8 protein-coding genes are annotated in these 13,558 nt (G+C 55.1%); 2 read left to right on the top strand and 6 right to left on the bottom strand.

Annotated features, from left to right (window positions below):
* Positions 1–37: 37 nt before the first annotated feature.
* Positions 38–517, top strand: a complete 480-nt coding sequence (locus H8E27_13485) for an Lrp/AsnC family transcriptional regulator (GenBank protein MBC8326626.1) — start codon at positions 38–40, stop codon at positions 515–517.
* Positions 518–615: 98 nt separating this feature from the next.
* Here H8E27_13485 and H8E27_13480 read toward each other — a convergent pair whose 3' ends face one another.
* The 3 genes from H8E27_13480 to H8E27_13470 are packed head-to-tail and all read right to left on the bottom strand — an operon-like array spanning position 616 to position 3,340.
* Positions 616–1,707, bottom strand: a complete 1,092-nt coding sequence (locus tag H8E27_13480; protein MBC8326625.1) for an alanine--glyoxylate aminotransferase family protein — start codon at positions 1,705–1,707, stop codon at positions 616–618.
* Between the two features lie 9 nt (positions 1,708–1,716).
* The gene (locus H8E27_13475) at positions 1,717–2,568 is read right to left on the bottom strand and encodes a fumarylacetoacetate hydrolase family protein (protein MBC8326624.1); all 852 of its coding nucleotides are present in this window, start codon (positions 2,566–2,568) and stop codon (positions 1,717–1,719) included.
* A 1-nt stretch (position 2,569) separates the two neighbouring features.
* Positions 2,570–3,340: an SDR family oxidoreductase gene (locus H8E27_13470; GenBank protein MBC8326623.1), complete on the bottom strand. Its 771-nt coding sequence runs from the start codon at positions 3,338–3,340 to the stop codon at positions 2,570–2,572.
* Positions 3,341–3,431: 91 nt separating this feature from the next.
* Here H8E27_13470 and H8E27_13465 point away from each other — a divergent pair, with 91 nt between their 5' ends.
* Positions 3,432–5,207 carry a dihydroxy-acid dehydratase family protein gene (locus tag H8E27_13465; protein ID MBC8326622.1) on the top strand — a complete coding sequence of 592 codons (1,776 nt, stop codon included), beginning with the start codon at positions 3,432–3,434 and terminating at the stop codon, positions 5,205–5,207.
* A gap of 53 nt (positions 5,208–5,260) precedes the next feature.
* Here the strand turns inward: H8E27_13465 and H8E27_13460 are convergent, their stop codons facing one another.
* The 3 genes from H8E27_13460 to H8E27_13450 form a co-directional block, all read right to left on the bottom strand.
* Positions 5,261–6,727: a DUF1501 domain-containing protein gene (locus H8E27_13460; protein ID MBC8326621.1), complete on the bottom strand. Its 1,467-nt coding sequence runs from the start codon at positions 6,725–6,727 to the stop codon at positions 5,261–5,263.
* A gap of 54 nt (positions 6,728–6,781) precedes the next feature.
* Positions 6,782–11,869: a DUF1549 domain-containing protein gene (locus H8E27_13455; GenBank protein MBC8326620.1), complete on the bottom strand. Its 5,088-nt coding sequence runs from the start codon at positions 11,867–11,869 to the stop codon at positions 6,782–6,784.
* A gap of 73 nt (positions 11,870–11,942) precedes the next feature.
* Positions 11,943–13,523, bottom strand: a complete 1,581-nt coding sequence (locus H8E27_13450) for a VCBS repeat-containing protein (protein ID MBC8326619.1) — start codon at positions 13,521–13,523, stop codon at positions 11,943–11,945.
* Positions 13,524–13,558: the final 35 nt, after the last annotated feature.

Here is a 13,558-nt window from a genome sequence, read left to right as displayed (position 1 = left end):
TCATAGCCGCGCACGCGTCCAGTCGTTAGCCTTCGGCATGGATGAGTTGTTGAAATTATTGCGCGAAGATGCGTCGCTTACGCCCGCGCAAATAGCGGGTCGCCTGAATCTCGTTGAGGTGGAGGTGGAATCTAAAATTAAGGAACTTGAAACGACCGGTGTCATCCTCGGTTACCGTACGGTCATCAATGAGGAAAAGCTGGAAGTGGATATTGTTCGTGCGGTGATTGAAGTCAAAATCACCCCCGAGCGTGAAGGCGGTTTTGACCGGCTTGCTTCCCGAATTGCTCGTTTTGATGAGGTGCAGAGCTGTTATTTGATGAGTGGTGGCTTTGATTTAATGGTGGTCGTCGAAGGGACAGACCTGAAATCTGTTTCATCATTCGTCTCCGAAAAACTGGCCACCCTTCAGGGCGTCATTTCGACCGTGACCCATTTTATGCTCAAACCGTACAAGGAACAGGGCGTGCTAATGGGCGGGGAGTTTAGTGATGAGAAATTAGCGGTGAGCCCATAGAAATGAACAAACCGCGAAACCCAAGTCCGAATTAATAATGAAATCCGAACTCTAATCGGGTCAATACTGTTCGGGCAATCCTTGGGCCTTGGAAATATTCAACTCACCTCTTCCATCGCCATATCCAATTTGGCGAACAGATCGGCCATCGTTTCCACCGTCTCATCTCCCATATTCGAGAGCCGAAACGCTTTGCCTTTGAGCTTGCCGTAGCCGCCATCGATGAGGATGCCTTTTTCTTTCATCGCGCTTTGCAACTTCGGCACATCCACAACCGTGCCTCCCTCGCGTGCGCCGTTGTTTAGACAAGTGAGCGAGATGGATTCGTAACCGGCTTCGGGCAGCAGCGTGAAGCTGTGCTTTGTGGCCCAGTCGCGGGTCATTTGGTTGGTGGCCCGATGCCGCGCATAGCGGGTGTCCAAACCTTCGGCGAAGAATTCGTCCAGCTTATGCGAGAGCCCGTTGATGTGTGGGATGCTCGGCGTGCTGGGCGTCATATTTTTCTCAGCGTTTTTCTGAAATTCAATGAAGTCAAAATAATAACCGCGTGTCTTCGCTTGGGCCGCGCGGTTGAGCGCCGCTTCGGAGCAGGTAAACACGGAAAGGCCCGGCGGCAATGCCCACGCCTTTTGCGTGCCTGCGAGTAGGACGTCGATGCCAAGTGCGTCGAAGTGAATCGGCACGGCAGTCATCGAGCTTACGCTATCAACGATGAACATCACATCGGGATATTTTCCCTTTAGCTTCGCGATGGCATCCAGCGGATTCATCACGCCGGTGGAGGTTTCGTTATGTACCAGGGTGAGAGCGTCAAATTCGCCTGTGGCGAGCTTGGTCTCCACCGCCTCAGGCAAAATGGGTGAGCCCCAATCCACCTGCAATCCTTCGGCGGCAATGCCGCAGCGCTCTGCGACGTTCAGCCATTTGTCAGAAAACGCGCCGCACATACAGCAGAGCAGTTTGCGTTGGGCGAGGTTTCGGATGGCGCCTTCCATAATGCCCCACGCGGAGGAGGTGCTGAGATAAACAAGCCGTTCCGTGCCGAGCAATTGTTGGAGTTGGGGTTGGATTTTTCCGTAGAGGTTTTGAAAATCCCGGCTACGATGGCCGATCATCGGCATCGACATCGCGCGCCAAGTGGTTTCGCTGACTTCAACTGGGCCTGGAATGTGAAGTTTCAAATGACTCATTGGCTTGGGTTAGGTTGCTGAAACTGCAGTTTGTTTGGATTCGCCCAAACCGGTGATGCCCAGTTCGACCACGTCTCCGGGCTGCAGAAATCGTGGAGGATCAAAGCCGAGCCCAACTCCACTGGGGGTGCCGGTGCTGATGATATCGCCGGGCAGTAATGTCATGAACTGGCTCAGGTAGTGTACTAAATGTTGTACTCCGTAGGCCATGTCGCTGGTGTTGCTATCTTGAAGTTGTTCGCCGTTTACCTTCAACCATAGATTGAGGTTTTGGGGATCGGGCACCTCGTCGGCGGTGGCAATGAAAGGGCCGAGGGGGGCAAACGTGTCACAGCTTTTCCCTTTCACCCATTGGCCGTGGCGCTCGAGTTGGAACGCGCGTTCGCTGTAATCATTGTGCAAAAGATAGCCGGCCACGTGGTCGAGGGCATTTGCTTCATCGACGTAGTTTGCTTTTTTCCCGATGACAAATGCCATTTCAACTTCCCAGTCAGTTTTGTCACCGTTGCGGGGGATGACGAGGTCGTCATTCGGGCCGACGATGGCGCTGGTGGCTTTGAAGAAAATTACTGGCTCGGGCGGCAGTTGTGTTCCGCTTTCTTCCGCGTGGGCCTTGTAGTTGAGGCCGATGCAAATGAGCTTGCTCGGGCGAGTCAGGGGTGGGCCGAGGCGCGCGTGGTCGTCAAAAGAAGGAAGATTGTTTTGCTGTTGAATCCAAACAGCCAATCGTGCGGGCCCATCGGATCCGAAAAATGTTTCGTCATAGTCCTCGCCAAAAGCGCTGACATTAGTGCGCGTACCGTTTTCGGAGAGCACGCCGGGTTTTTCCTCTCCGGGATTACCAACTCGTATAAGTTTCATTTTATCGAATGTATAATGTGCCGCCGTCTACAGGGTAGGGGCAGCCTGTGATGAAAGAGGCTTCGTCGCTGCACAAGAACACGGCCATCGCAGCAACTTCGTCCGGTTTCCCCATGCGGCCAATTGGTTGAGCTTCAGAAAGTTTTTTGAACATTTCGTCAGCGTTATCCGGGTAGTTTTTCTGAATAAACCCATCGACAAACGGTGTGTGGATGCGTGCGGGCAGGATGGCATTGCAACGGATGCCCTGCTTGAGGTAATCGCGTGCGACCGAATAGGTCATTGTCAGCACGGCACCTTTGCTGGTGGAGTATGCGAAGCGGTCGTCGATGGCCATCACGCTTACGGTGGAGGCGATATTGACGATGGCACCGCCACTGTGTTGCATGTGGGCAACTCCTGCTTTGAGGCAGTTATAAACGCCTTTCACGTTTACGTTGAGCACGCGGTCGAAATCTTCTTCAGAGGTGGTTAATACGTTTCCGACGTGCGCAACCCCGGCATTGTTTATCAGGCAATCAAGCTGTCCACGATTGTCGGCAATCTTTTTGAAAACAGCGGCTGTTCCCGCCTGATCGGTCACATCGCATTCATGTGCAGCGGCCGTGCCGCCGTCGGCTTGGATGGCTTCAAGGGTTTCAGCTGCCCCCTCAAGGTTTATTTCGAGAATATCCACCACGGCCCCTTGTTTCGCGAGTGCGCGGGCAATGGCTTGTCCGATACCGCTGCCGGCTCCGGTGACAATAGCATTTTTGTTCTTAAGTGAAAACACGGCGGCGACTTTGCGGGAGGGAAGCGTTTGAGGCAAGATTCATTCGAGGTGACTTTTGGTAACGTCTCCGGTAGCTTTTCCGCACTTCATTATGGCTGAACCTGAAAATAAATTACGCAGCGAAAATTGGTTTAATAACCCGGGCAACCCCGGCATGACCGCGATTTATGCGGAACGCTATCTAAACTTCGGGATGACACTCGATGAATTACAATCCGGGAGGCCAATCATTGGCATCGCCCAAACCGGCAGCGATCTCACGCCGTGCAATCGTGTTCACTTGCAAACCGCCGAGCGCGCGGCGGCTGGGATTAGGGATGCGGGTGGTGTGCCGTTGATTTTTCCAGTGCATCCGATCCAGGAAAGTTGCCGTCGCCCTACGGCAGCTCTGGATCGTAACCTGGCCTATCTCGGTTTAGTGGAAATTTTGCACGGGTATCCACTGGACGGGGTTGTGCTGACCACTGCCTGTGACAAGACCACCCCCGCTCTGTTAATGGCCGCGGCGACGGCGGATCTTCCCGCCATCGTGCTAAGTGGCGGGCCGATGCTGGATGGTTGGCATAAGGGTGAATTGGCCGGATCCGGAACCATGATTTGGGAGGGGCGCAAAGAATGTGCCGAAGGGAAAATCAGCTATGAGGAGTTTATGGAACAAGTGGCGGCCTCCTCCCCAAGTGTCGGGCATTGTAATACGATGGGCACGGCGCTCTCGATGAATTCACTGGCCGAGGCGTTGGGCATGTCATTGCCGGGTTGCGCCGCAATCCCCGCGGCATACCGCGAACGAATGCAGATGGCATACGCAACCGGCGTGCGCATCGTGGCCATAGTGGGGGAGGATTTGCGCCCGTCACAAATCTTAACGAGAGAGGCATTTGAAAATGCAATTGTGATGAACACAGCGATTGGGGGATCGACCAATTGCCCCATTCATCTTAATGCCATTGCACGGCATATTGGCGTGCCGCTGGATCTTGCTGACTGGCAAACGGTGGGCTATGATGTGCCACTATTAGTCAACTGCCAACCGGCGGGAACCTATCTCGGCGAAGCATTCTATCGGGCGGGCGGCATGCCGGCTGTGGCCCGGGAATTGATTGAGGCAGGGCGCATCCATACCGGGGCAATGACGGTAAGCGGGCAGACGATTGGAGAAAATTATTCCGAAGTGCCGCCGCCGGATCGCGAGGTTATTTTTGCATACGATAAGCCAATGCAGGAGCAGGCAGGTTTTCTGGTGCTGTCGGGCAATCTGTTTGACGGGGCATTGATCAAGACCTGCGTCATTAGTGACGGCTTCCGGGAACGATATCTTTCCGCGCCCGGCGAAGAAAATTGTTTCACCGTTCGTGCGGTGGTGTTTGAAGGGCCGGAAGATTATCATGCGCGAATCGACGATCCCGATTTGGGAATCGATGATCGTTGTATGTTGGTCGTTCGGGGGTGCGGTCCGGTGGGATATCCCGGCTCGGCGGAAGTGGTCAATATGCAACCCCCGGCGGCTCTGATTAAGCAGGGCATTCGCACGCTCCCCACATTGGGCGATGGCCGGCAAAGCGGGACTGCCGCAAGCCCGAGTATTTTAAATGTATCCCCGGAATCAGCCGCCGGCGGAAATCTGGCGCTGCTTCAAACGGGTGATGAAATTCGTGTGGACCTGAATCAATGCACGGTTGAATTGCTGGTGGACGATGAGGAAATAGCCAAGCGCCGTGAAGAGTTTACGGCTAGTGATCTTAAACACCAGACGCCCTGGCAGGAATTATACCGTGCAAATGTGGGGCAGCTTTCGACCGGTGGGTGTCTGGAAATGGCCACGAAATATCATTGTGTCAGCGATTGTATCGCGCGCCATAATCATTAAAAAAGACCCGGAATTCCGGGTCTTGGGGAGCTGGATTATATTGTTCGTCCCGGTTATCCGAATAGCTTTAACTGTGCCTCAGCTTTGACGAGTTCGCGGGGTTGGTTGAGGTGGTTGTACACGATGGTGCCAGGCTCAATGCCGAAGGCGTGATAAATGGTGGCCAGCAATTCAGTGGGGTGAATGGGGTCAGTGTCGGGGGCACTACCGGTTTTGTCGGATTGGCCAAACACGTTGCCGCGCTTGATGCCCGCGCCGGCGATGACACCGGTGTAGCAGTACGGCCAGTGGTCGCGGCCGGTAGCAGAGTTGTTGTTGCCGCTGGTGGAGAGGCCCTTTTGAGGGCTGCGGCCAAACTCCCCGACGCACAGCACGAGCGTGTCGTCGAGCAAGCCGCGCTCATCCATATCGGTAAGTAGCCCGCTGAGGCCGCGGTCAAGCATGGGAGCCGATTGATTTTTCATGCGCGCCTCGAGGCCCTGATGAACGTCCCACGAGTGGTTGTCGCTGTTGGCAACTTTGGGCCACACGACTTCCACCACGCGCGTGCCGGCTTCCACAAGGCGCCGGGCGAGCAGACAACTTTGGCCAAAGGTGTTGCGGCCGTAGAGGTCGCGGGTTTTGTCTTTCTCCTGTTTGAGATCAAACGCGTTGCGGGCGCGGCCGCTGACAATGAGGTTGAGCGCTTGGTCGTAATATTCGTTGAGGTTAAACTTAGCGACCGCTTTGTCGATGTCGGGCATCGCTTCGTTGATGGAATCGCGAAGGCGGGCGCGGCGGCGCAGGCGATGGCTGAATACCTCGGGGCGCATCTTGAGGTCATCGATTTTAATTTTGTCCATCTTGGCCATATCCATATCGCCACCGGCGGGATACAGCGTGTAAGGGTCGTACGCCTTGCCAAGGAATCCGGCGGAGCCGCCCTTGCCGATCACGTTGCTTTCCTGCAACGGGCGCGGCAGCATTACGAAAGGCAGCATGGGCTCTTCCTGTGGTTGAAGCCGCGTGATGTTGGAGCCGAAGTTTGGGAAATCTTTGGGGCTGGGCGGTTCCAGCTGGCCGGAGGGGCTCACCTTGTCGGTCGTGTAACCGGTCATCATTTGGTAAATGGCCGCCGTGTGATTGAACAATCCGTTGGGCGTGTAACTCACCGAACGCATCATCGTGAATTTGTCGTTCACCTTGGCGAGGTTGGGCAGCAACTCGGTGAAATTGACGCCGGGGATTTTGGTTTGGATCGGCGCGAATACGCTCTTCACATTGGTGGGCGCATTGGGCTTGGGATCCCATAAATCGAGATGGCTCGGGCCGCCTTGCAGATAAATCAGAATGACGCTTTTCGCCTTGCCCCAACCGGGGCCACCGCCTTTTTTGTCCTTTGCCTGAGCTTGCATCTCAAGCATCCCGCCGAGCGAGAGCCCGAGCATGCCTGAGCCGCCCACGCGCAGCACATCGCGCCGCGTCATGCCGAGGTGAGAGTCGCACAAATCTTTTCCGCGTTGTCCGGGTATTCTAATCATCGTGTGTTCCTTCGCTTGTTTTGAGAGTAACGGTTTATTGGGTTTTGTCGAGTGTTAGTGATTAAATAAAAACGCGGGGCTGTTGATGAGTGCCCAGGCGATGTCCTGGGCGCCGTAAAGGCGTTTGTTGGAGAGCTGCGTTGTACTGAGACCGACGGCACGTTCGAGGGTGGTCAGCTTGGGGTCAATAAGCAAGGGCGCTTGAGCGCGACTGAGTACGGCTTGGTGTCCCTTGAGTTTGGGGTCGATGGGCCGCGGCTTTTTGGCATCGGCTAAGGCTTTGCTGAGGTTCGCCAGCTGGGTGTCCTGTTTGTTGTAATAATCTTTGAGCGTTTTGTTTTGTTTAGCATCACGCTTATCGGCAGCTAGCGCAAGGAGGTCGGCAATGTTCTGCGGATGCCCGAAATCAACAGGTTTTTTGCTGCGTGTGATGGACCAACGGAATTTCCCAAGTTGCCAGTTGTTGCCTTGGAATTCCTGTTTCATTTCGAATGTCAGCAGAATTGGAGCCTCGTTATTGGGGGTATCTTTGATTTCGAATGACGCTGTGTGCGGCTTGTTCATTTGCGGTGCAATTGCCCACCCGTTGGAGGCACCGGCGAGTTTGCCGTCGATGGCGGTGGTCACAGCATAACTGTTTTGGCTAAAGTTGGCTTTGGCTTTTTCGAGCTTGAGCGGTTTCCGTTCATTTGGCTTGTCCTTGGGAGCCCAGAAAAGTTCCAGTTCAGTGAGCACAAAATTGCCATCATCCGGCGCGCGTCCGGGGCCACCCTTGGGTAGGCGTTTATCCGGCAATGCTTCCAGTCGCAGTCCGGTGAGACCTTTCGCGTGGATTTCGGTGGTTAGCGTGAAAGTATCCTTGCCATTCTTGCCGCTGGCAAAAATAACGCCGTCTTTTTCATTGGCCAGCGTGGTGCCAATTTTGGATTTTAATTCACTAAACTCAAGCGGCTCCCACATTGTTTTGCTGGCGGGATTGGCAAGCCATGCGGTGTATTGTTTGTTCAGTTTGGTTTGATGTTCTTTTAATACTTTTTCGGCGGCGACGACGCGGGCGTTTTGTTCGTCGTTGAGTTTCTTCTCACGCGGGGCAATTTCCTTTTCATATGCGGCGAGCTTGGCCTTCGCTTCGTCAATGTTGGCTTGCCGTGCGGCTTCTCTTTTTTGGGTGACCGGTTCCAACTGCTTTTCGTACGCGGCCAATTCCTTCAGCAACGCCTGATGTTCGGGCTCAATGGAATTGAGCAGTTCCACGGCTTTAGTAATCTCCGCTTTGCTCGCGGGTCGGTTGAGGATGCGGAGGTAGAGTCCATTGACCAGTTGAGTATCATCAGGTTGCTCCTTCACTAGTTTGGTGATGTCGTTGTCGGGCGCGGTGAGGGCGGCATCCACCGTGGGACCGGTGATGAGCGCCATCACAGGGCCGAGCTGCAGACCGTTGATGCGCTCGCATTCGCAGGCGCTTTCACGCGAGGGTCTGCCGAGAGTGCCAAGAAATCCATCGGGCAGCTTCACGCCCGAATCGGGCAATGCAGCAGCACGGGTGCCGGCGGGCACACCGGGAATCTTAGTTTTTGTGCCGGTGGCAAAATGAATTGCGTCGTACAACACCTCTGCTGGAAGCCGACGGGGCAGGGCGTGCGAATAATTGATGCCATCATCTTCATTCCACGGATTGGTGGCAATGGACAGTTGATAAGTGCGGCTTTTACAAATGAGTTTCACGACGTGTTGCACGTTAAACTTGCTCTTGATGAATTCCGCCGTGAGCCAGTCGAGTAATTCGGGGTTGGAAGCGGGATTGCCCGCACGAATGTCGTCCAGCGGCTCGATGATGCCCACGCCGAGCAGGTAACCCCAAAGGCGATTCACATAACTGCGCGCAAAGTAGCGGTTGTCGGGACTGGTGATCCACGCGGCGAGTTCCTCGCGGCGAGTGGCTTTTTCTTTTTTATCAAACTGGGCTACGAACGGAAACTTCGGCGCAGTGACCGCGCCGGTGCGTTCGTGTTTCATGTCGCCATTGGGCTTGTCGAAAATTTCTTCGAATAATGGTTTCTTTCCTTCCACCGCAGTGCCGCCGACAGTTTTTTTGCCGCTGGCCTTGGCGTCATTTTTCAAGCCCACCTGCGCGAAGAACGCGGCAGTTTCATAATATTGATCCTGCGTCCAACGTTCGAAAGGGTGGTCGTGGCATTTGTTGCAATTAAACCGCGTGGCCAACCACAAGTGCGTGGTATTTTCCATAATGGCATCGGGCTTGCGTAAAATTTTGTAATAGCTTGCCGCCGGATTGGTTTTGTTCGACCCGCTCGCGGTGAGGATTTTGCGCGCGAATTCGTCGTAAGGCGTGTTGGTTTTTACCTCATTACGGATCCACTCGCGAAACGCCTTCGCCCCTTCCGCGCCGAGGAACTTCCGGTTGACCTGCAGCAGGTCCGCCCATTTGTTTGCCCAATGATCAACGTAATTTTCGTTGCCCACTAACTCATCGATGAGCCCCTCGCGTTTGATGCGAGTGGGGCGTTTATCGGCGAGAAATTTTTCCACGGCTTCTGCGCTGGGCGGCAAGCCGGTGAGGTCAAGGTAGACGCGTCGCAAAAATTCCGCATCGCTGGACAAACCCGAGGGCGCAATTTTCATTTGTTTCCATTTAGTAGCGGTGAGCTGGTCGATGTCGCCCCACGTCTCGGGTTGTTTCCAAACAAAGCCTGAGCGATCGCCCATTGCGGTGATCGTGGTTGCTGCATACGCGCCCTCGAAGCGTGCGAGTACCGCCGCCTCGCCGCGGCGCAGTACAGTGACGAGGCCGCCTTTGTCCGCATCGGTCACGTCTTGGTTGCTGCTGGAAATGAAAGCCTCGGCGGTAACGTCGCGTTTTTCGCCGTTGCTGTATGTGGCGATGACGCGCATCTGTTGCCGGCCGCCGATGTTTTGGATGACCGGCTTTTGCGGCGACAACTCAATCGATACCACCCGCGCTGACTTGAGATTCAACTTCGCGCCGGTGGTAATCCACTCGTGTAAAATGGCGTAATACTTGTCTCCCGGTTTGGTGACTTGCCCGCCTTCGTGCGGTACGGCGGCGGTGGATTTGAGCAGCATTAAACTATCTGCTGGTGATGCGATATTGACGCGACGGCTGGCGAGTTCATCGGTGAACGCCCGCACATCGTACAATGGATCGTAGCCGCGTAGCGAAAGTTTGAATCCATTCTTGCCGTCCTTCGCGCCGTGGCACGTCCCCGCATTACACCCGAGTTTGGAGAGCACCGGCATTACGTCGCGCACGTAATCAATTTTGCGTTTAGAGCCAATGCCATTGACCGTGATTTTGGCTGTGACGGTTTGTCCGCCCAATTCCGCGATGAATTGCCCCGCGCCATTTTTGGCGGGCGTCACTTGTCCGCGCGCGTTCGCTGTGGCGATGGCACCGTTGAGCGTGAGCTTGGCAATGCGGGTGACATCGGCCCGCGTCCCATTTGTGAACTGGGCAGTGACGAGCACCTGCGCGTAATCGCCTGCGCCGGTCAGCGAAATGTTCGCGGGTTCGATGTTCAAGCTGGCGATCTTCGCACCTTTGGGCAGTGATTCGGTGAGGGTCTTCGTGGGGTTCAATCCGCCCTTAGTGGCCATGGCGGCGTTGGCGCCGGGTTTGCTCAGGGCGACGGGCACGAATTTTTTCAACTCTTTGCCGTCGGCGGCGTTGAGAAAACGAATGTGTCCGTCGCTGCCGGCAGCGGCTAGGGTTTTGCCGTCGGGACTAAATGCCAGCGCATAAATTCCGCTCGCGGGAATATCGAGCTTGGCGATTTGTTTGACGCCGTCGTTGTGAAATTTATCGAGCTTGATGATCTCAGCCGGTTTGCGGTCTTTCACGCGCTTGGCTTGGATGGCTGTGATGTCGGCCGGGATTTTTTCCGGCACCTCTGCGGAGTACAACGTCACCTGCCCGTGCCCGTCGAGGGCGCTACCGGCGGCGAAAATGTTGCCGTCTTTGGAGTAGCGCACACTGAAGATGCGGCCGGGCATGTCGGGGAATTTGCGTATGAGATTCGCGTTGTCGCCAATGACGCGTTTGGTTTGGCGGAAGATACGATAGATTTGTGGCGCGCCATCCGCGCCGCCCACAAGGATGTGCTCGCGCGTGGGATGGCGGGTGATGGAAGCGATGCCACCTTTGAGCGCTTTCGGTGTGATGGAGGTGATGTTGTCGACGAAGCGGGAGGATTTGAAGACGGTGAGTTTGGAGGTCATGTCGCGTCCGGCGGAAATGAGGTGTTCGCCTTTAACATCGAACACCGTGCCGAGCACCCAATCGGTGTGGGCACCTTGATAGAAAATCTGTTCGCCGGTCTTGGTGTTGATGGCGCGGACGGTGTTGTCCGCACAGCCGAAGGCGATGGCATTGCCGTCGGGCGACCAACTGGCGCCGTAGATGGTGTCGAAGGTGCTGGAATGCGAGAGCGCGAGTTTGCGTTTGGCGACGTCCCAAATTTGCACTTCGCCCATGCGCGCGGGGTTGCCGCCGGTGACGGCGAGGAATTTTCCGTCCGGCGAAAAGCGTACGCTTTCAATCCGCTCGCTCAATCCGATGAGCCGCGCGACCAATCCGGAGCCATCGGCTTTGTGCAACAGTACTTCGTGAAAACCGGCCACGGCGAGCAGAGTGCCGTCGGGGGAATAATCCAGTGAAGTGATCACCGGCGGCAGCGTGTATATTGGCGGATGCTCGGTATCGACTTTGCGTTGCGCGCTGGCGGGCGTGTCGTCCTTCGCGCCCTCGGTGATCCATTGTTTGATCAGCTCAGTCTCGGCCGAGTGTAGCGGATCTTTTCCTTTGGGCATTTCCGCTTCGCCGTCTTTGTCGGGCAAGATTAGCGCCAACAATGCGCTTTCATCCGGTTTGCCCGGTACGACGGCCGCACCTTCGTCATCGCCGCCTTTTAAGAGTGCTGCAAATTCCGTCATTACATAACCGCCCTTGGCTTTGGCCGGTTGATGGCAGCCCTGACAATTGGCCTGCAGGATGGGGCGAATTTGATCGAAGTAACTAACCGGTTTAGTGCCCTTATCCGGGCTGGCAGCGTTGATCGCAAACACCGCAATGAAAACGGTGGGAAAAGTCAGAATTGCTTTCATATTTGGGTTAATTTTACCTATCAGACCGATCTGTTGCAACGTATATTCAGTCACAGATGGCTGGGTGTGTGGGTTATTTCGTGAGGTTTTTGAGGATCAAGATGGGGGTTGGTTTTTCCGCCCAGCGTTTTCGAAGTGCGTCTGGAATTTGTCGTTGGGGCATGTTGTGCGCGCCAAGAACCAGATCGATATCCTGATCGCGGTCAACATCCCCGGCGTCGAGGGTGATCCATCGACCGCGGTCTGCTTCGGGCAGTGAGTGGGCGGAAAATTTCAGGGCGGCGTCTTGTCGCAAATAAATAAATCCTGCGTGTGGGTTGAGTTTGTAATCCGCAAAAAATGCGATCGAGGCGATGTCCAAGTCGCCATCTGAATCGAAGTCGGCAGCAAGGGCTTTGTACGCGCCGGGTTGTGAGAAAAAAAGTTCCTTTGTGAAATTGTTTTTACCATCATTCAAATGCACGCGCACCCCGTGGTAAGGGCGTGACAGTGCGGGGTTCAGTTCGCCGTTGTCTCCGTTGGTAATGAGAAGATCGGGGTGGGTGTCATTATTGAAATCATAGGTTTCAATATGCGAGTGTCCCCACATCGGCTGGCGGGGCAGTAACATGCTTGGTTCAAAATGGTTGTCGCCCAAATTGAGGAGGAGGTAAACCGCCTCGCGTGCCTGGGCGGTTAAGATGACCAGATCGGGCCGTTGATCTCCGTTGAAATCAGCGCTGGCTGCGTTGAGGCAGCCGGGCATGTCGAGCAATGTGTGGCGTTCAAATGTATCGCCTTTGTTTTCCAGCCAAAATACGCTGCCCGTGTAGTGGCCATATTCGCAGACGACCAAATCTTCTCGGCCATCCCCATTTAAATCTACAGGTAACACGTCGGTGGGCCGGTAAAGCGATGCGGCCAATGTGTTCGCCTTGCCATCGCGCCAGCGGATTAAAGCGCCGTTTTGTTCGAAGGAAGGCATAAAGCTCCCGATCAATGCGCCCACCATGCCGTCGGATGTGAATCGCATTTCCACAGGTGAACCGCCCAGTTTGATGGCTGGAGTTTGCCAGTTTAATTCGGGGGTCATTCGGTGCACTGTTTTTGTGGGATAATGGGTGGCCCACAAACCGCCGGTATTTGGTTGAACCCGAACTGCGATGCAGCTCGCATCAAAAGGTGCGTCGGGGGTGATCGCGGCAAATGTTTTTTGTGAGCCGACAAATTTCACACCACTCGGCCGAGGTAAATGGCGGGGAGCTTTGGTGAGGAAATAGCTGTGAATCAGTTTCCAATCTTGATCAGGCATGAGCGGTTTGGGTGGGTACAATCCGGCGGCCAACACGCGGTCAAATCCATTGGTATTGGATAGGCCCGTGCCGGGCGGCACCAAGCCCACCCATGGTAACATTCGGGCAAGCGTCAAATCCCACGCGCCGCGATCGAGCATTTCCGGCGTGGGCAGCGTGTGGCACGCGACGCAATGCTGCTGAGTGAGCACCTCCCCGCGCGCGAGCAATTGTTCCACGCGTTCATCCAAATTCGCGGGTTGTTTTTCCGGCACCTCCGGCTCAGTTAAATCGTGAATCGCTTCTCGTTGGGTCCAGAGAACCATTGTTACGGTCGCGATGCCGAAAATAATCACGATGTATTTTTGCAGTCGGTCGCTCATGATGGGTTGAGGCGGGGAACAGGTTAAGCCCTTTT

Source organism: Limisphaerales bacterium (assembly GCA_014382585.1).
Classification (GTDB): Bacteria; Verrucomicrobiota; Verrucomicrobiia; order Limisphaerales; family UBA1100; genus JACNJL01.
The sequence above is the reverse complement of the archived record's forward strand: the minus strand, read 5'-3'. Positions and strand labels throughout refer to the sequence as shown.

Excerpts from the sequence above, each read along its gene's own strand:
- H8E27_13485 (MBC8326626.1), top strand. The coding sequence starts at position 38 with ATGGATGAGTTGTTGAAATTATTGCGCGAAGATGCGTCGCTTACGCCC.
- H8E27_13480 (MBC8326625.1), bottom strand. The coding sequence starts at position 1,707 with ATGAGTCATTTGAAACTTCACATTCCAGGCCCAGTTGAAGTCAGCGAA.
- H8E27_13475 (MBC8326624.1), bottom strand. The coding sequence starts at position 2,568 with ATGAAACTTATACGAGTTGGTAATCCCGGAGAGGAAAAACCCGGCGTG.
- H8E27_13465 (MBC8326622.1), top strand. The coding sequence starts at position 3,432 with ATGGCTGAACCTGAAAATAAATTACGCAGCGAAAATTGGTTTAATAAC.
- H8E27_13460 (MBC8326621.1), bottom strand. The coding sequence starts at position 6,727 with ATGATTAGAATACCCGGACAACGCGGAAAAGATTTGTGCGACTCTCAC.
- H8E27_13455 (MBC8326620.1), bottom strand. The coding sequence starts at position 11,869 with ATGAAAGCAATTCTGACTTTTCCCACCGTTTTCATTGCGGTGTTTGCG.
- H8E27_13450 (MBC8326619.1), bottom strand. The coding sequence starts at position 13,523 with ATGAGCGACCGACTGCAAAAATACATCGTGATTATTTTCGGCATCGCG.